The organism is Thalassolituus maritimus (assembly GCF_900156675.1).
Taxonomy (GTDB): domain Bacteria; phylum Pseudomonadota; class Gammaproteobacteria; order Pseudomonadales; family Oceanobacteraceae; genus Thalassolituus; species Thalassolituus maritimus.
Window position 1 is genome coordinate 132,161 of the sequence record NZ_FTOH01000005.1, and the last position, 19,540, is coordinate 151,700.

A 19,540-nucleotide genomic window follows, 5' to 3' on the forward strand; every position below is an offset into this window, starting at 1 on the left:
TGCGCTGGTACACACATCCCTTGCGGATATCAGCAATCACCTGACTATAATCCCGTCGACTCATACCCTCATCACTCGAAAGTATGATTCGCCTCCTTAAACCGGGGCATTTTGTATCTGATCGTAATCAACCATAGTCCAGATCCGCCAACCTACCAAACCGGGGGGATAGGATTTACACACCCCTTTGTCATAGAATAGGCGGCCTTTTAAACCAACCCTCATTCCCGAACAGGAGATCCCTATGTCGTCCAATCAGGATTCCGTTGTAATTGTTGCTGGTGCCCGTACCCCAATGGGCGGCTTTATGGGCAGCCTCAGTTCAGTCTCTGCACCCGAGCTTGGTGCTATCGCAATTGAAGAAGCAGTGAAGCGCTCTGGCCTGCAACCAGCGGATGTTCAGGAAGTTATCATGGGTAACGTACTGTCTGCTGGTCTGCGTCAGGGTCCTGCCCGTCAGGCGATGCGCAAGGCAGGTCTGCCAGACAACACAGGCGCCACCACCATCAACAAACTTTGTGGCTCTGGCATGAAAGCCACCATGATGGCTCATGATGCAATCAAAGCCGGTTCTGTTGATATCGCGGTATCCGGCGGCATGGAGTCCATGTCAAAAGCCCCTTACATCCTGGAAAATGCGCGCGGTGGCTATCGCATGGGCCACGGCGATCAGGCCAAAGACCACATGTTCTTCGATGGTCTTGAAGATGCAGAGACTGGCAAACTGATGGGCGCCTTCGCTCAGGACATGTCAGATAAGAAGGAATACACCCGCGAGCAGATGGATGAATACGCGATCCGCTCTCTGAACCGTGCTAAAGACGCGATTGAGAAAGGTCTGAACACCGCTGAAATCGTACCGGTTACTGTAAAGAGCCGCCGTGGTGAGACTGTCGTTGAACAGGACGAGCAACCATTCAACGCCAACATCGAGAAGATCCCGTCTCTGCGCCCGGCATTTGCTAAAGACGGCACTATCACAGCTGCTAACGCTTCATCTATCTCTGATGGCGCTTCGGCCCTGGTACTGGCACGCGAATCCGTTGCCGCTGAAAAAGGTCTGACGCCGGTTGCCCGTATCGTGGCGCACAGCACTCACTCTCAGCACCCTTCTGAGTTCACGGCCGCACCTTGTGGTGCTATCGAAACCCTGTTGGCAAAAACCGGCTGGAACAAAGACGACGTTGACCTGTGGGAAATCAACGAAGCTTTCGCCATGGTCGCTATGATGCCTATCGACGCGTTCGGACTGGATGCTGAGAAAGTAAACATCTACGGTGGTGCCTGCGCACAGGGCCACCCGGTTGGCTCAACTGGCTCACGTCTGATAGTGACCCTGATGAACGCCCTGAAAAACACGGGTGGCAAGAAAGGTATTGCTGCTCTGTGTATCGGTGGTGGTGAAGCAGTTGCCGTTGCAATCGAAATGATCTGATTGCAGCGCTAACGAAAGAAGCCGGCTTAATGCCGGCTTTTTTATTGCCTGTTAAATCAGCGCATTTCGAGAAGGTTTTAACACTGCTGTGACAACGCAGTTAGCTCCATAACTGAGCCGTCGCCGAAGAAGTCATAGCGAGGCAAGCATCGGCCAAAGAAACGGAGCTTACTTAGCGAATTAAAGCGTCAGCGAGGCCGTCGCAGCAAGGCAAAAATCTTCGAGAAAGCGGAGTTTACTTTAGTAAATGAGCATTTCGAGAAGGTTTTTAACAACGCTGTGACAACGCAGTTAGCTCCATAACTGAGCCGTCGCCGAAGAAGTCATAGCGCGGCAAACATCGGCCAAAGAAACGGAGCTTACTATTGCTAAGTGAGTATTCTTTGGCCGATGTTTAACAAAGCTATGACGATGCAGGCAGGCTCAGAAGACGATGGTCTTATTACCGTGGAGCAAAACTCTATCTTCCAAATGACTCCGCACCCCTCTCGCCAGCACTGACTTCTCAACGTCTTTGCCTAAACGCACCATGTCTTCGACCGTATCGTTATGACTGATGCGGATTACGTCCTGATCAATGATAGGCCCGGCATCCAGCTCCTGGGTCACATAGTGGCAGGTAGCACCGATCAGTTTCACACCGCGTTCTGCGGCCTGGTGATATGGCTTGGCCCCTACAAACGATGGCAGGAAGCTGTGATGAATATTGATCACTTGCCCAACGTATTGCTCACAGATTTCTGGCGGCAGAATCTGCATGTAGCGCGCAAGTACGATGGTATCGGCCTTGTGTTCTTCGACAATCGCTGTCACCCGGCGGAAGTGTTCGGCCTTGTTGTCTTTGTCGACGGGCACATGGAAGTACGGAATTCCGTGCCACTCAACCAATGAACGCAGGTCATCGTGATTGGAAATCACGCAAGGGATATCACACTCAAGCTCCCCACTGTGCCAGCGGTGCAGAAGATCAACCAGGCAGTGGCTCTGCTTACTCGCCATCAGGATGACCTTCTTAGGTGAACCACTGTCGCTGAGCTGCCAGTCCATCTCGAATTCGTCGGCAATTGGCGCAAAAGCTGCCTTCAGCCCATCAGCGTCAAACGGCAAGGAATCCGCGCGGATACAATGACGCATAAAAAAGCGTCCGCTAACCGGGTCTGAATAGTGGTTTGCCTGAACAATCCAGCCACCGTGCCCCGAAAAAAACTGGCCAACTTTAGCCACGATGCCGACCCTGTCAGGACAGGAGATGGTCAGCCTGAATACTCTTTCCATAATGTGATACATCACTCAATAACGATAGCCACCAGCTTGCATCCAGAGGCCTTTCATGGTCAACTCTTTGACGCTCTAATGACTGTTCAGAACTAAAACAGAGACGGATCTATGTTACTCCTAAGGACACTCTTACTCAGCCTTTTTTTCAGCTTGCCTGCGCATGCATCAACGCTGGCAGAAGAGCTTAGCGTTTTTAAGCTGAGTACCAGTGTTAAGATTTTGCTTCTAAAGTACTACCACGTCCAGGCAGATGAGGGAAATCCTCAACTTGTCGAGGAAGTACTGCGCCATCGCGAAGAAGTCAGTCATCAGAAAAGTCTTCTACTCGAGGATCTTGGAGCTAACTTTCCTGCGAGAACTCAAGGCATCCAGACCCACTGGGACGAATTTAACAGCCTGCTCGATGAGAACATCGCTGAAATCCGCGAAAGCAATTACCCTGAACTGCAAGTCGTCACTCTGATGCGCAAAGCGCAGCGAGCTATGTTGCAGGAATTAGAATTACTTTCTGACCAGATACTGGCAGAAAATGAGCTCACTCTGTCAGAACTCACTGTCTGGCAGCGTCAGCAGAAAAACCTGCTCCTTGAAGTGGTTGAACGTTACATTGAACGTGCGGCGTCCTCTATGGGAGCTCCCCTGACCATTGATAACGTCGACATTCGGGTACTATGCCAGCAGTTTGAGCGCGGTATTGCCGATATGAAGAGCCGCGTCACGGCAAGTGAAGCTCAGCGCCAGCTCAGCAAGATTCATAGCCAGTGGCTGTTTATCGAAACAGCGGCAACCGATACCAATGCGCGCCTTGTTCCGTTTCTGGTGATGCGCTATGCCGACGGTATTCTTGGACGTCTTGATGAGGTTGCTCATCACATCTGAGAGCTGCGTAAGAGGTTTTAGCCGTCGGACGCGCTATACTTAACGCTCAGCAGCCAGAAAAAGTAGCCGATGGGTTTAATTGTTTTCGACATGGGGCGCAGAGTAGAAACGCCCGTAAACAGCCCACGCCGACGCGTGTCGCCGGTAGAGCGGCCTGCTGCGGTTTCCAATATCGAAAACGAGCCTGATCAGACGCCATCATCCGACGATCTGATTTACTCCCCAGAAGGTACCACCGAACGTCAGGAGCATGCTCCACAGACAGTTGCCTTCGCCGCCGACATCATGACCCGCAATGTCATTACCATTCGCCAGGAAACAACAATCCGGGATGCCTACCAGCTCATGCGGGAGCACGACATTCATCATCTGCCGGTCATCGACGAACACGATAATCTTCAGGCGTTAGTTTCAGACCGGCGCATATTAAGAGCACTGGCCGAGCAACGCTCTGTAGAACATGACTCCGTCATGACGGTTGCCGCCAGACCAGTCTATTGCACAGCAGAGAGCACCGACATACGACAGACAGCAAGACTACTTACGGAATATCACATCGGTGCCCTCCTAGTGCTTAATAACAAAGAACAACTGACAGGTATCATCACCCGCAGCGATTTGCTGCACCTGCTCAGTGAATATGGTCCGCTGGAATTGTGGGCCTGATATGCCCTCAGGTGGGCATTAAGGAGAATTATTTTGGCTAAACAATATGAGTTAATTCACCCGAAGACACATCTACGCGTGCTTTCGCAGTATGAAATTCAACAGCTTAAAGATGTCAGCAGCGGGGCTCACGAGCTGCTCCGTCGCTGCTCATTCGCAGTCCTCTCTGCCGGAAGCCTGGAGGATGACTACACCCGGCTGGAAGAGAGCTACAAGAACTTCAATATCACTGTTGAGCAGGAAGAGCGCGGCATTGTATTGCAACTCAGCGGTGCGCCAAGCGGTGCATTTGTTGATGATGAAATTATCCGGGGTGTACGCGAGCAGCTTTTTTCTGTACTGCGGGACATCCTCTATGCGGAAGAAAATATCCTGAAAGCCCATCGTTTTGATTTGGATAAAAGCGAAGATATTACCAATGCGGTATTCCATATTCTGCGCAATGCAAACCTGCTACAGCCAGACGTAGAACCTAAACTAGTCGTCTGTTGGGGTGGGCATTCCATTCCGCCTAACGAATATCAATACACCAAGGAAGTCGGCTATGAACTGGGGCTTCGAGGCCTTGATATCGGTACGGGCTGTGGTCCAGGTGCCATGAAAGGACCGATGAAAGGCGCAACCATTGGCCATGCTAAGCAGCATATCCGAAACGGTCGCTACATCGGTATTACCGAGCCCGGTATTATTGCTGCCGAATCACCCAACCCAATCGTCAACGAGTTGGTGATCCTGCCGGATATCGAAAAGAGGCTGGAAGCCTTCGTTCGCATGGCGCACGGAATTATTATTTTCCCTGGTGGCCCGGGTACCGCCGAAGAGATCTTGTATATCCTCGGTGTTTTGTCGCACCCGGCAAATAAGGATATTCCCTTCCCTCTGATAATTACCGGCCCAGAAGAAACCCGGGCATATCTCGAAGACATTAATCGCTTCATCGGCGATACGCTCGGAAAAGAAGCTCAGGCGCGTTATGAACTGGTGATTAACGATCCGGTGACGGTTGCAAGAAAAATGAAAGCCGGTATGGAAGCGGTTCGACAGTATCGCCGTGATAACAACGACGCCTACTTTTTCAACTGGACCTTAAAAATCGATCATGATTTTCAGGTGCCTTTTGAACCGACCCACGCCAACATGAAAACCCTTCGTTTAACGCACGATGCTCCGTTCCATGAGCTGGCCGCAGATCTGCGCAGAGCATTTTCAGGTATCGTGGCCGGTAACGTGAAGGCCGATGGCGTTAAGCTGGTGCGTAAGCATGGGCCTTATGAAATTCACGGCGACGCAGATATTCTCGACGGTATGGACCGCTTACTGCGAGCCATGGTTGACCATGGCCGAATGAAAATCAGTGGAAAATATGATCCGTGCTACCGGATCGTAAAATCCTGAAGGTAATTATTTTGCACTGAGGCGTGCTGCTGCCTTTCCGGATAGGTTGGCAGCACGATCCATGACATGGAAAATGACGTTCTGCTCGTTCACGCCAGACACCAGCGGAGCCCCCGGGCCTGTTGCGTAAATCGCCACATCTTCACCGCCATGCGTTTCTGAATCACGCGGAATCAGAGCCTCCTGATGATAACCAGCGGCCTCCGTATTCATACCGGTAATATCTTTACGTCCTGCACTAATTGGCTCTTCGTATACAAGTTCGGCGTCTGTTTCACCACCCAGGTGATGATGTCCGCGACCGTTCATATAACCCAGCGTGGTATACGGAAGGCCATCACTGGCCATAGTGGGTTCTGTCTCACCGGGCGCAACGACTTTACCAAGAATAGGATTACCCCGCTTAGGATACCCTGCAATGGTAAATACATGACTGTGATCAGCAGTAACGATAATCAAAGTATCTTCCGGAGAAGTCATAGACTCGGCGAGAGCAACAGCATCAGAAAACTCCCGCGTCTCATTGAGCGCATTAAATGCGTTTCCAGCGTGGTGCGCATGGTCAATACGACCGGATTCCACCATCAGAAAGAACCCCTCGTCACTGCCAGACAGTAACTGAATCGCTTTTTCTGTCATCTGGCTAAGTGATGGCTCCCCTAACGTGTCCTGGAGGCGATCTGCTTCAAATCGCATATGCGCTTCTTCAAACAAGCCCAGTACAGGAGTGCTAGTCACCTTCGTAAATCCTTGCTCATCAATCACCAGATGCCCATCTGGGTTCTGCGACTGCCATTCATCCATCAGGTTACGGCCATCGGTACGGTCGCCTTCCGTTGTACTTCTGGCGTCGGCGGTATTCGCTCCGGCATCGCCCGGCAAAAAGTGTCGGCGACCGCCACCAAAAGCGACCTCAATGCCATCAATATCAACACCAAAGTCCTGCTGTGTTCGCTGCCTGAAACTCAAGAACTGAGACGCTATGTCTTCACAACCCGCTTCAATAGCGGCCACTGGCATGTCAGAAATATCTTCCCAGTTGCGTTCAGAAGAGTACGCGTAAGTAGCTGCCGGGGTGGCATGGGTCAGGCGGGCGGTGGTGACAATCCCGGTTTTCTTACCAGCTAACTCGGCGAGAAGCAGAGCCGAGGGGACTTCATCTTCTGCGCGGTGACAAAGACCACGCTCTGCACTTTCCGCAAGGCCAATGATACCGGCGTCCGTCTTAACGCCAGACATCATGGCGGTCATGGTTCCAGCCGAATCGGGCGTCTGGGCATCAACGTTGTAGGTTTTACTTAAGCCGGTAAAAGGAAACTTCTCAAAACTAAGCAGATTCTCTTCGCCACTCATATCCTGTTGCTGTCCTGCGTAAATACGGGCCGCAGTCACTGTTGATATGCCCATGCCGTCACCAACAAACAAGATCACGTTTTTGGCGTTACCCGATGGCAAGTTGAGCATAGACTGACGCTCCGAGACACGCGCAGAACCATTTTCAAACCAGGTGTTATGAGATGGTAAAAGCGAGATACCAGATGACTCTGCCTCTGATAAGTAACCGGAAGAGCACCCTGAAAGTACGGCGAAAGCGAAAGTGATAAAAAAATAATGATTCATATAATTCTCAAGAAATCCGCAAATTACTACGCCTGATATTAGCAATATCAGGCGCATAAGACTCCGTCTATGTCACCACTTGAGCCTGATGTCATAAGAACGTGTTTTCTCGCCGGGTAACACAGGGCTATTCTCATCCACTTCACGATAAACATTCTTCGCTGGCTTGAGGTTAGCATCCCGGCCATGGTGGAAATCCTGATCCTCCACAATAGTGCGGTAAGCTTTATTCAAGGCCAGAGCACGCTCACGACTTGGAGCAGTCAGCGTATACACATCTGCCGCCTTTACAGCGTCGACTTTGACTGTACCGTCCTCGTTGAACCACTTATCCAGCATTTCCTCGTTCTGACGGAATTCATCGCCCCCACCGACCGTTCTAAAATACTCAAGAATCTCATTATTCTCCCAAGCCTTACTTGGCGCATCTTTCATCCCACGGGTATTGATATACCCCCAGCCATCAGCTCCCGTGACTTTACGCGCAAACGCGAATGTCTGATCGATCGTTGAGCCTACAGTGGTATGACACCCCATGCAGAAGTGGGTTTCCTCCCTGTCCTGTACTCTGAGGCGACCTTTAGCATCTTCAATAAATCCGATCAGCTGCCAGCCGAACTCGTTATCAGAACCTTCTTTGCGGTAAACGTATTTCGGCAACAGACCGTCGATTTTTTCCTGCTGCTCGTTGCCATAGGCAGATTCCAGCCATGTATCGGGATAAAAATTTGTCTTAACCATATATCTGAGTTCTTTCATACGTGGCGGTGTCACAATATCGTTCTGGTCGTTTACACCGACATAGCGAACACTGTGAATAAACTCAGTGCCTTCGGGATAGAGCATGTGTGTTACTGGAACCGATGATGCATTTCCGACATAGAAATCACGTGCCTGAATTTCAGAAATGCGGTTGCTCAGGACGCCATCACCGTTCAGATCAGTGCAGATCGCATTTTCATCCAGCGGTGGAACAGAGATAGACTCAAGTTCCTGAAAACTCATTTCCAATATTGAAAGGTTGGCCAGATAGACATCCCGAGAATAGTCATTGCCAGAGCAACTGGTTTCCCGGAACGCTGCTGGCAAGCGAATCATGACATCATCCGTAGAGCCATTGGTAGGCCAGAACGTACTCGGTAGTGGCTTATAGTTAAATGCCACCCAGTAACTACCGTCTTTTGCGAACCCGAGATCATCGAATGCTTCTGCTGCCAGGTGAAGATCAGTAATTTCCGGTATTGGGCCCTTCCAGTCTGACATCGCTTTCAAATTTTCGATCAAAGGCGTGTAGTTATCCTGGTTGATGTATTCGAGAATTTCGGTGTCTTCGATGCCAGCTACCCGTTCGCTGCGGTCCTCAAACAGGTTGTCCCACCGGTTTGTAAAACCATAATCAGAAAATTCGTAAGCCGACTGCAGGCCAGCATCAAACATGTAATTAGGGCGAGACTTATAGGTGTAATTCTGATGACAGATCATGCACGGATTATGTTCACCTTCGTGCTTGGTATAACACTGCGGAGGGATAACTGCTTCTTTGTTTGCAGCATTCAACTTTTCTTCGGTAAACAGCGGATAAGTCGCTGGGCTTACTGGATTTTCGCCTGACTCATTAATATTCTGTGTTTCATCAACAGCGCGGGAGTTTTGTTGGCTAGAGGTGTCATTCTCGTTAAAACAACCACTCAGAGCTAAAAAAGATAGAGCTATAAATACGTATTTCATGTTACTACTTTCCACGGAAAAAGGGGGCCTAAGCCCCCTGAGTGATCACTGAGCTGATGAATCAGATTGCAGGATCATTGAACAACCAGATCATGTTGTTCTGGTGGTTACCGGTATCTTCACCGATCAGTACACGACCATCATCAAGAATAACGAGGTTGTCTGGGTTTGAGATATTGTTTACGTCACACTCATTCACAGAGCGGTCGCCAAAGTAAGGACCACCAACAATGGCTGGAACCATGGAGCTCACGTTCACCAAGCCATTTTCTTCAACCAGCTTCATACGATAGACCGCACCACAGGATGCATTTTCATCCTCGATCTGAATGTCGCCAGAACTGTCTGTCATGCCAGAACCGATGGTTGACATCGCCATGTAAGCATATGCCTGCGAACCGTCTGCAGCACCAGTATTCCACCAGTCAGAAGCCAGACCGTAATTGATGTTTACGCCTTCCATTTTATTGAATTCAGCGGTCGCACCAAGAGCTTCTGCAGCTTTTCGGGTTTCCAGGAATGCAACGCGGTTATCAGCAAATGGCGAAACTGCAATAGAGCCACTACCATCAATATCGGAACCAGTTCTGGCCTCAGCCCAGTCATTAATCTGCTGATCAGTGATGTGTTTAGCTTCTGCATAAGTACCATCGTACTCAGCAATCCAGCCTTCAATTTCAGCGTCGGTTGCCGACGCGAGTTCAATCCACTCAATCGCAAACGATGCTTCCGCAATGGTTGAAGTCTCTGCGGCTTGAGTCATTTTTGCGGCATACAGAGTACCGGAAGACAGGTCACCTGCAGTGTCAGCAACAAACTTGAAGAAGACTACATTAGAGCCATCGTCGCTTTGCAGGACAGTGCGGTTGTCTGGCAGAACCACTGCGTTTTCATGCGAGAATCTGCCCAGTGCGAAACGTTTTTCTACTTCAACATTCGCTTCATCTGCAGCGGTTGCAGTGCCATTCACACCTACTTCAATGTTATAGCCATAGTCGTACGGATTACCCCAGGCGCCTGAACCGTCGGTTGGATAGCCAAGGTAACCTGCAACAGATACTGGAGATCCGTTCATGCTGTACCAGCTGGCTGAGTTATCGAAGTAGAGTTCTTCAGCTGAGATTGGCGTATTCCACGGCGTTACCGTCCCGAAGCAGTTAACCCAGGTACCGTCGACCGATGAGAAGTCGAGCATACCTTCGGGCTCAACAGAAGAGTAGCCTTCAGTACCAAGACCAGAAACCTGAATACGGCTCATGCCTCCGGGACGGTCTTCCCAGTTTGTATAGAGATAGAAGCCGCCAGCACCGTCGCTGACCGCGCCATTAAAATCTGGGTCGTTTGAATTCTTACGCAGAGAAAAATTGTCCGCAGCAACGATATCACCGGCATTTTTTCCATCACCCAGAGTGTCGGTCTGCTGCAGCAACACCTGATAGGAACCAACGGAGGTCATTACGACTTCTTTATCAGCCATTGTCACTGGCAGATCGAGCGCAGAAATGTTGCCGAGCTTGTTGAAATCTGTACCAACGATCGCACCGACAGTACCTTTGTTGAACACTTTGCCTGCGCTGTCAGCTGTGCTGTTACCGCCAGAAGGATGCTGAACGTTAAGGAAGAAAGTACCGTCCTCATTCAGGTACATACCTGTAAATTCAGCACCCAGAGGAGCTGTAGCAACACGCTTCAGCATAGTAGGGTCCAGAGTTTCGGCGGTGACAGCTGGTGCGTTCTCGCCATCGCTACCGTCATTACCCGGTGCGCCATCAACGCCAGCGGAGCCATCTACTCCGTTGGTACCGTTTACACCGTCGGCGCCATCTTTACCATCTTCACCACCACAGGCAACAAGGCCAGCGGTCAGCATTCCGAGCAGTACGGCTTTGCTCAGTTTATTGGGCGTGAAAGTCATGATCGTTATCTCTCTTATCGGTTGGTTACTTCATTACCGGCGGAGACTTTAGAAGAAGAAAATGACAGTTCAGGATCAGTTTTGTGACAGTAAAAATAAAGAAATATGACAAATCTATCAGTAGCGTCGTATAGAGACCACCACACGCCGGTTGGCCTTTCGCTGTTCGCTCAGCGGCAGGTCATCCAGCCCCCCCTTTGGGCGGCTGTCAGCATATCCGGATGCTTTCAGTCGCTCTTTTTCGATGCCACTCTCAAGCAGGTACTTCACAACTCCGGTCGCCCGGGCGGAAGATAGCTCCCAATTAGAGGGAAACTGCTCATTCGAGATAGGTAGATCATCAGTGTGCCCTTCCACTTCGATCATGTGCGAGCCATGGCTGACATCACGGATAACACGGCTCAGTTCCTGCAGCAGCGGGGTCGCCGCAGGCTTCAGCGAAGCAGCGCCGGAGTCGTATAACGCAACATTCGCAAACTCTACCTGCACACCGCGGGGGTCGAGCGTGACCGACACCTGATCCTGCAGACCATTCTGCTCAATATAATCATCAATGCCCTGACGAATATCGGTAAAGGGAGTCGTGGTAGTTTCTGATGAGATAACCTCAGCTAATCCTTCCTTAAGAGATTCGATCTTTCCTTCATTGAGATCGGATACCGCAAGAATCATGACGAAGAACGCCAGCAACAAGGTAATCGCATCGGAATAGGTCACCAGCCAGGAACTGGATGAATCGTCAAAGTTCGGACGACGTCTCCGTAAGCCTCGTTGACGACTGGCATGATTCATTACAGCTCTCCCGAGAGCGCCTGATCACGCACGGAAGGTTTAATAAAGGCGTTCAGTCGATCCTGCATATAAAGCGCCGTGCGCTTTTCACTCAGCAGGACAAAGCCCTCAGAAATCAGCTGATGACGGAAGTACATGGTCTCCTGCTTTTCGGTGACCTGGTTCGCTGCGGGCTTAAAGAATAAATTCGACAACAGCACACCATACAAGGTCGTAATCAGCGCAAGCGCTAACCCCTTGCCCAACCCCGCCATGTCGCCGTTCAGGTTATCGAGCATAATAATCAGGCCGACAATCGTACCGACCATCCCAAAACCGGGAGAGTAAACAGCCATGGTATTGAGCACTTTGCCTTCCAGGGTGTGACGCTGCCAGGTTGCGTCCATCTGGTCAGTCAGCATGGTCCGGATGTCGTGGTTCGCGTATCCGGCTCCCATCAGATCGATACCCGCACGAATAAATTCGTCATTATTTTCCTGTTTCGTCAGCGATTGTTCGAGTGCAACAATGCCTCCCTGGCGGTAGATACTGCTCCACTCAACAAATCGCCTCGTCACTTGTTTCAGGTGCTTCTGCGACGTCGGCGGATGAAAGAAGGTATGTAGCATACTGCGCATCGCATGCAGCACATCGGCAGTGGAGTAACTGATCAGTGCGGCCGCCATGGTGCTGCCAAACACAAGCCCGAAGCTCGACAGGCTGATGAAAATAACGTGATTGTCAGTGGCACTGGCAACCGCAAATGCCAACAGGCCGATACCTGCGCAGAAACCAATGAGCGTACTGAATGAAAATCGAAACACTGACTTTGCCCCTGTTGTTGTCTCTTAATCTGCAGACTTCTGAATCGATTACTGTGCTGGCTTCACATCCGCCAGCTCGTCCATAGAGAAACGACCTTCACGGATGATTTCCCGCATTTTCTGAACTACCTGGCGACGCGCTGACTCTACCTGATCCTGTACTGTGTCAGACTCGGATACTTTCAGTTCGTTAATAATCCCCGCCCGCAACTTCGCAGGCAGCGCAGCCAATACGTGACGCTTAAACTCAATGGATGTATTGCATAATGAGGCGGTCAGGACGCCGGCATCGATAGATCGTAGCTCGTTTGAGATAATACGATCTGGCGTGCGCGACAGGTCGGCGTAGGTAAAGTACACCTGACGCAGCCTGTAATAGGTTTCGGGCTTCTCTGACTTCAGTGTTTTGAGCATCCGCGTCTCTTCACTGGTCGTCATACGATCAAGCATACCGATAAGAACAGACAGACCATCGGCAGTGATATTTTCAAACGAGGGCACTGTGAGTGAGGCTTTAGCCAAACGGTCAGCAACGTCTTTAAACGCCGACACAGGCAAGCTTTCAAACTGCCCCAGCTCGAAGGCAATGGCAGCGAGTTCCCGCTCGTCAAGACGTAAAATAATATCTGCAGAACGTTGCGCTGGTAGCTGTGACATCACCAGAGCTTTAATACGAATATCTTCATCCTTGATGAGGTACAGAACCTGCGAGTCATTCAGTTTATTCAGGAACGCGAACGGCTGTGTGTTAGATGCATCATCCTGCTGACGTTCAAGCCGCTGAGAAAACTGCTCCATGCCTTCAGAAAGTTGCTCTTCACTCCACTCTCCTTCCTGCAGCAATTCATCAATCTGCTTCCAGTCCGCTGGCGTCAAATGCGGCGCCAGACTGGCAAAAAGACTTTTACCCATCGTGGCCGACAGAGAAGCAACCTCAAACGCCTGAGCACTACCTAGTGCCTGAGATACAGCCTGCTGAAAACGATGCGGCTGAGACAGCCCCTGGCTGACTAAGCGCTGGCGCGATTCGTTAATCCGGTATCTGAGTGCCGCTGTTTCGCCCTCGGACTGACGTGCTACAGAATGTTGGCTTACAGATTCAGTTCCGCCTGCTCCATTCACCGGTACTGCGGACACAGGCTGATTAAGCCGACGCCATAGCGCCGCAAACGCCAGCACTAACAACAAGCCGACAATCAGCAAGGTCGCCAACCAGATCCAGGGGTTGTAAGACTCCCAGAACGTAAGTGGCGTTTCATCCTTCTTCAGGTGACTGAATGCCGTTTTCACGATATTCAGCGTATCCCCACGAAGTTCATTAATCTGGGCTTTACGCGTGACCAGATTTTTAAGAAATTCTATCTGTTCATCTTTCAGTGCATTGTCGACGACCAAGGTAATTTCAAGCTTCTTGATAATATTGCGATAGCCAATCGTCTTTTCTGAAGGCTTACCGCCGCCAGACTGACTCTGACTTTGCTTCGCTACGTTCTTCAACTTGTCCGCGTAAGTGATTATCTCCTGACGCTCTTTTTCAAGTTGTTGTAGCTGACTACGCAGCGCCCTTAGCTTTTCATTATTTTCTTTAAGCAATGGCATTTCGCTGACGGGCAGGCCCGGCAGTTCTTCAAGCTCGTCGATGCCGGTTGCATCAATATCAGGAAGAGAGAGAGTGCCGCTTACCCGAGGCTCTGCGGGCAACTGTGGCGCTGCTGCTTGCTGTTGACCTTCGGAGTTCTCACGAACGACGGTGCGCGCTCGTTCGATGACTGCATCGACCTGAATGATAAACCGGTTATTGCCGAGATAAGATTCAATATCTTGACGAAGGCGCGCCTCCAGGTCACTTCGGAAACGTGCTTCTTCTACCTCGTCCTTTTTAACCGGAACCTCAAATGTGTCCTGAGCAAGAACAGGTAAAGCCGCAAAAAGAGCAATGGTTACCAGCCACGTCATTAATTCTTTCATCGTCACAGCCCCTTTCATCGCACACGAGCCAGACTAGCGCGTACCTGATCCAGCTCAGGATCAAGTTCTAATGCCTGCTCCCAGCTCGCTCTGGCCTCGGGTATCAGGCCCATCTTGTAGTAGATGCTGCCTTTGAGCGCGTGCGCCTGGGCTGAGTCAGGAATGACTTCTAACGCTGCATTCGTCTGATCCAGGGCTTCCCAATATTCTTTTTTATAGAAAAGACTTTGAGCAGAGAGAATGTGTTTCGTCATTGTCTCGCTGCGTCGCAGTTTTTCAGACTCCTGCTCGCTGATTTTTCCATCGACATCAGTGTGATTTTCAGCGGCACGATCTTCGGCTGCTTCATCCGATAGTCCATCGCTACCGGCAGATTTTTCTGCTTCGCTTTGCGGTAATTCCATGATGAATTTAACGTCAGAGTCGCCAGCATCAATGGTCATAAGAACATCGTACCCTGCGCCATAACGATGAATATGCATCAGTCCATGTTGTTTCTTTGCCTTGTCAGAGATTTTTTCAAGTTGAGAAATTTCCTCAACAATGACTTCCTCTTCTGTTTTTTGCTCGGCCTCAACCGGTTTCCCCGGATCAACCCATGGGCTTGGGTTAAACCCTTTCACCAGACGGTTGGAGCGTTCGTGCGAACACCCCTGAAGCCCCAGAGATACCAGAAGCACTGCTGCAATAATTCCTGCTTTCATACTGACTCCTAAAATCTCAGGCCAAGAGAAAGGTCGTAGCTTGCGCCACCGATTTTCCCGGTATCTTCAAGACCCGAGACTTCACTCCACTTCGCCGTGCTTTCAGGAATGTAGGTCACGCCATAATCGATGAATCCATCTTTAAAGAACGGAAATTCAAAACCAAAACGGAAGACGATGGCATTGGTATCATTAAAGAATGCCTGCCCCATACCCAAGTACACTTTGGTATCAATCAGATCGTCCATACTTGGAATATCGGCAATAATCCGTCCTTCCAGATTGATCCCCGAAATATCGAAATTTTCGCGGTTAGAGAAGTTACGGAAATATTCAAAGGCCAGGGTGTATTGAAGCTGGTCATCCAGACTGGTGGTTTCACGACGGCGAATACCAAAGACAGTCAGACCTTTCACATCTTCAGAGTCTGCACTGGAGAGATGATCACGTTCTGCGGAGATACCCCAGGCGCCGACAAGCAGTTCGTAGTTGACGCTACCGAAGCCCTGCACTTCCTCTTCGAGTGTGGTTTTCTTGGAGTATTCTTTCAGCCACAGAAGCTTGTTATCGCGGGCATCCACCATGCGTAAATTAATGGTGAATTTGTTGTCCTGAACGGAAGCGTTCCAGAAAAGAAATGCATCCGCCCGGACATGCTGTCCGAGCTTACGTAATGCCTGGTTGTCTGTAGCAGCATGGCTGATCTCAAGACGGTCTGCACGCATAGCGACTTGCGTAGTGCGACATTCAAGGCACTGAATAATCTCGAAGCGCCCGCTGTCCAGCATACGCTTCATCAGTTTATTTTCGATCATCAGGTGCACTTGCTTCGGCACCTTACGATGCATCCTGTCACCATTATGGTAAAGGGCTACACGATTAATCTCTTCGGGCAGATCAATCAGCTCCTCTTTCACGAGTGTCTTATCGTCATCAAGTAGTTGGGTGAAGCCGGTATACAGTGATGAGCGCATTTCAGGTGGCTCAAGCCCCGGAAGTGACTCCTGAGCCGACACCATAAATGGCAGGCAGAATATCCATACAGATATCAGTGGAGAAAGTGACCGTCGGAACATCAGATGCGTCCTGTAAAAGTAGCGTAAAACGAATACAGTCAGCTTAGTTCAGATCCCTTTTTTCACATGAAATGTAACTTATCCAAGTGTTTGATAAACAAATGTTTTTCTAATAAGACAAACAAATACGACCAGAATATGACGGAGATAACCGGCTTTTCCGCCGGTGCTCCGACTTTTGTAATCCATCACGGCTCAGTTTCCCGAAAGACTGATGTGGATGTCAGAACATTCACATCGATCAGGGTAACGAAGGTCAGAACTTCGTCACCCTGTTTTCATTGGTAACAAATTGTTGGGCGGAAGATGGACCTCAGGTAGACAGATGGTCACAAAGCGCGACCATTTCCAGGTCGGCCTGCGTTACGCCGCCAGCATCATGGCTCCACCAGGCAACAGCAAGCTCCCCCCAGGAAACCGTTAATTGGGGGTGGTGATTATATTTCTCTGCAAGCTCAGCCACGCGCCCGGCAAACCGAAAAGCATCGATGAAGTTATCGAAGATCCAGATCCTGCGGACACAGGCAACACCGCCGACAGATTCGCGATGCCATTCCGGATAGCGAATAAGGTGAGACTTAAGTTCTTCTTCAGTGAGGACATCGGTCATACGAACTCCTTTAACGTATCGATTGTGTTAACTCACTGAGACAAAAAAAGGGAGCTATTGCTCCCTTCTTTACGCACGAATTTGCCAGTCAGTGGCCGCTGACACACAAGTGTCAGCTTTGACTGGAGGCAAATCAGACTTCAGTGGCGTTAATGCGCGCAAACCACTCTTTTGGTCCGGTGTTGTGTACCGATTCGCCTTTGCTATCGACCGCAACCGTCACAGGCATATCTTCCACTTCGAACTCGTAGATCGCTTCCATACCCAGGTCATCAAAGCCGACAACTTTCGCGCCTTTAATCGCCTGAGACACCAGATAAGCAGCGCCACCCACGGCCATCAGGTAAACGGCTTCGTTATCTTTGATGGCTTCGATCGCGATTGGACCACGTTCGGCTTTACCGATCATGCCCAGCAGACCGGTTTCTTCCAGAACGGTACGGGTGAACTTATCCATACGGGTTGCAGTCGTCGGGCCAGCCGGACCAACAACTTCTTCACGCACCGGATCAACCGGGCCCACGTAATAGATAAAGCGACCTTTCAGATCAACCGGCAGTTCTTCACCTTTGGAGATCATGTCGACCATGCGTTTGTGCGCAGCGTCACGGCCAGTGAGCATTTTGCCAGACAGCAGTACGGTTTCACCCGGCTGCCACTCTTTCACATCTTCTGGAGTGACGGTGTCGAGATTGACGCGACGAACGCTGTCACCGACTTCCCAGCTGATTTCTGGCCAGTCTTCCAGTTTCGGCGCCTTCAGAGAAGCAGGGCCAGAACCGTCCAGTTCAAAATGGGTGTGACGGGTCGCTGCACAGTTAGGAATGATAGCCACTGGTTTATTCGCAGCGTGCGTTGGGTAGTCAGCTACTTTGATGTCGAGCACAGTGGTCAGACCGCCGAGGCCCTGAGCGCCAATACCCAGCTTGTTCACTTTCTCATACAGTTCAAGACGCAGCTCTTCAGAACGGGTCTGGGCACCGCGCTCCTGCAGTTCCTGAATATTTACCGGCTCAAGCAGGGCTTCTTTCGCAATCTGCATCGCTTTCTCTGCAGTACCGCCAATACCAATACCCAGCATACCCGGTGGGCACCAACCTGCGCCCATCTTCGGCACCTGCTCCAGCACCCAGTCAACGATAGAGTCAGATGGGTTCAGCATGGCAAACTTAGACTTCGCTTCAGAACCACCACCTTTCGCAGCCACGTGCACATCCACGGTGTTGCCCGGCACTAACTTCATATGGATGATGGCGGGGGTGTTGTCTTTAGTGTTTGCACGCTTACCGTCCGGGTCAGCCAGTACAGAAGCACGCAGAACGTTATCAGGATGGGTGTATGCGCGACGAACACCTTCGTTACACATATCTTCGACACTCATGTCGCCTTCGAACTTAACGTCCATACCGATGGTCAGGAAAACCGTCACGATACCTGTGTCCTGACAGATCGGGCGCTTACCCATGGCACACATGCGCGAGTTAATCAGAATCTGAGCCATCGCATCTTTTGCGGCTTTTGATTCTTCGCGCTCATACGCCTGATGTACGGCATCGATAAAGTCTTTCGGGTGGTAATAAGAAATGTATTGCAGGGCATCAGCAACGCTCTGAATCAGATCTTCTTGCTTGATCACAGTCATCGGGAGGTCTCTCTCTGGAGTTGCAAACGGCAGTCGTAAAAACGCCCACTGGTCAGTGGGCGTTTACTGATGGGCTTATTGTAGCCTAAGCCGGGCAACTCTTGAATGCGCAGCGTTTAAAACGGCCACCATTCCTCTTCAGTTGAACGGGGCTTCGCACGAATGCCTTCAGGGGCATCAGTCTCATCATTGTTTTCTTCGATAAAGAAGGTCTGCGGTTCTTCCTGCTGTTCGGTTTCCTGAACTTTAGGAGCTGACTTGCTGGCTACGACCGTTTCATCCTGCGCATCTTCATCACGTGCTTTTGCACGGATCAACTCGCGGCCATGGTGGTGTAAACGCGTGTCGTTCATTTCACTCACGGCGAGGTCATGGCCAACCAGCTGCAACGGACCGTCGCCGCCCAATGAACCGTCGTCCAGCATCACCATGTTCTGAGGATCAACTTCTGAATAACGCAGGTAATACACCTTACCCGCCTCAAGGTTCAGGTCGAAATCACTGTAGGTACGGAATACCAGATTACCAACGCCTTCGAAGCCGAAAATACCGCGGCGAACAACGAAGTCGTAGGTGCCCGGTTCCATTTCGTACCAGGTGTAGCCGCCGCCTTTGAAGTTAAACAGGCGCTCGCCGTTAACGTTGAGGCTCGGCGCTTCGACTTCATCCATCGACCACTCAGTCGCTGGGCGATAGATATACACCAGCGCATACTTTTCATAATCCCAACGATAACCAACGGATTTGTAGTACTGCCCTTTCGGCGAAAAAAGCCACTTAGGGTATGAGCCAAAGTTGTCGAAGGTTGTAATGTGAACACTGCTGCAGCCGGCGATCATTGCGCTTACGGCGGCGGCAGAAAGAATTCTGATTGCTGTTTTTATCATTATTATGCCCTGTTACCGGCTATTGCATCTGCATCGGGTCGGGAGGTTTAACATCTGACAGCCACCCTACACCTATGGCGTAGTGTTACCAACTGTACAGAAAGTAAACCGTCGTGCTATATTGCATTCTACACATAATAAC

Annotated in this window: 16 protein-coding genes; 4 read left to right on the forward strand and 12 right to left on the reverse strand. The window is 50.5% G+C overall.

Features of this window, described 5'->3' with window-relative positions; all coding sequences use genetic code 11:
* The first annotated feature begins 244 nt into the window (after positions 1-244).
* The gene (locus BW941_RS09200; protein ID WP_068439179.1) at positions 245-1,435 is read left to right on the forward strand and encodes a thiolase family protein; all 1,191 of its coding nucleotides are present in this window, start codon (positions 245-247) and stop codon (positions 1,433-1,435) included.
* 423 nt (positions 1,436-1,858) lie between these two features.
* Here the strand turns inward: BW941_RS09200 and purU are convergent, their stop codons facing one another.
* Positions 1,859-2,710 carry a formyltetrahydrofolate deformylase gene (gene purU / locus BW941_RS09205; RefSeq protein ID WP_076515754.1) on the reverse strand — a complete coding sequence of 284 codons (852 nt, stop codon included), beginning with the start codon at positions 2,708-2,710 and terminating at the stop codon, positions 1,859-1,861.
* A 111-nt stretch (positions 2,711-2,821) separates the two neighbouring features.
* Between purU and BW941_RS09210 the strand changes: the two genes are divergently transcribed.
* The 3 genes from BW941_RS09210 (at position 2,822) to ppnN (ending at position 5,653) form a co-directional block, all read left to right on the forward strand.
* Positions 2,822-3,592 carry a hypothetical protein gene (locus tag BW941_RS09210; protein ID WP_076515430.1) on the forward strand — a complete coding sequence of 257 codons (771 nt, stop codon included), beginning with the start codon at positions 2,822-2,824 and terminating at the stop codon, positions 3,590-3,592.
* 69 nt (positions 3,593-3,661) lie between these two features.
* Entirely contained in the window at positions 3,662-4,258 is a 597-nt protein-coding gene (locus BW941_RS09215; RefSeq protein WP_076515432.1) for a CBS domain-containing protein, read from the forward strand.
* A 33-nt stretch (positions 4,259-4,291) separates the two neighbouring features.
* A complete protein-coding gene (gene ppnN, locus BW941_RS09220) occupies positions 4,292-5,653 on the forward strand; it encodes a nucleotide 5'-monophosphate nucleosidase PpnN (protein WP_076515434.1) in 1,362 nt (453 codons plus the stop codon).
* 6 nt (positions 5,654-5,659) lie between these two features.
* Here ppnN and BW941_RS09225 read toward each other — a convergent pair whose 3' ends face one another.
* From BW941_RS09225 to BW941_RS09275, 11 genes are all read right to left on the reverse strand, one after another.
* Positions 5,660-7,117, reverse strand: coding sequence for an alkaline phosphatase (locus tag BW941_RS09225; RefSeq protein WP_245820079.1), 1,458 nt, complete (start codon positions 7,115-7,117; stop codon positions 5,660-5,662).
* Positions 7,118-7,345: 228 nt separating this feature from the next.
* Complete coding sequence (locus BW941_RS09230; RefSeq protein WP_076515437.1) at positions 7,346-9,001, reverse strand: Aq_1262 family (lipo)protein; 1,656 nt, start codon at positions 8,999-9,001, stop codon at positions 7,346-7,348.
* Between the two features lie 61 nt (positions 9,002-9,062).
* The gene (locus BW941_RS09235) at positions 9,063-10,916 is read right to left on the reverse strand and encodes an alkaline phosphatase PhoX (RefSeq protein WP_076515438.1); all 1,854 of its coding nucleotides are present in this window, start codon (positions 10,914-10,916) and stop codon (positions 9,063-9,065) included.
* Positions 10,917-11,033: 117 nt separating this feature from the next.
* On the reverse strand, positions 11,034-11,708 hold the full coding sequence (locus BW941_RS09240) for an OmpA/MotB family protein (protein ID WP_084188802.1): 675 nt from the start codon (positions 11,706-11,708) through the stop codon (positions 11,034-11,036).
* Positions 11,708-12,511, reverse strand: coding sequence for a motility protein A (locus BW941_RS09245; RefSeq protein WP_076515440.1), 804 nt, complete (start codon positions 12,509-12,511; stop codon positions 11,708-11,710). The genes BW941_RS09240 and BW941_RS09245 overlap by 1 nt, the downstream gene beginning before the upstream one ends.
* Before the next feature lie 48 nt (positions 12,512-12,559).
* Entirely contained in the window at positions 12,560-14,479 is a 1,920-nt protein-coding gene (locus tag BW941_RS09250) for a FliG C-terminal domain-containing protein (protein ID WP_245820085.1), read from the reverse strand.
* 14 nt (positions 14,480-14,493) lie between these two features.
* Entirely contained in the window at positions 14,494-15,183 is a 690-nt protein-coding gene (locus BW941_RS09255; RefSeq protein ID WP_076515443.1) for a tetratricopeptide repeat protein, read from the reverse strand.
* 8 nt (positions 15,184-15,191) lie between these two features.
* Complete coding sequence (locus tag BW941_RS09260; protein WP_076515445.1) at positions 15,192-16,259, reverse strand: hypothetical protein; 1,068 nt, start codon at positions 16,257-16,259, stop codon at positions 15,192-15,194.
* Between the two features lie 313 nt (positions 16,260-16,572).
* Positions 16,573-16,869: a 4a-hydroxytetrahydrobiopterin dehydratase gene (locus BW941_RS09265; protein ID WP_076515447.1), complete on the reverse strand. Its 297-nt coding sequence runs from the start codon at positions 16,867-16,869 to the stop codon at positions 16,573-16,575.
* Between the two features lie 133 nt (positions 16,870-17,002).
* The gene (locus BW941_RS09270) at positions 17,003-18,511 is read right to left on the reverse strand and encodes a fumarate hydratase (RefSeq protein WP_068444614.1); all 1,509 of its coding nucleotides are present in this window, start codon (positions 18,509-18,511) and stop codon (positions 17,003-17,005) included.
* A gap of 116 nt (positions 18,512-18,627) precedes the next feature.
* Positions 18,628-19,398 carry a DUF2846 domain-containing protein gene (locus BW941_RS09275; RefSeq protein WP_076515449.1) on the reverse strand — a complete coding sequence of 257 codons (771 nt, stop codon included), beginning with the start codon at positions 19,396-19,398 and terminating at the stop codon, positions 18,628-18,630.
* Positions 19,399-19,540 lie beyond the last annotated feature (142 nt).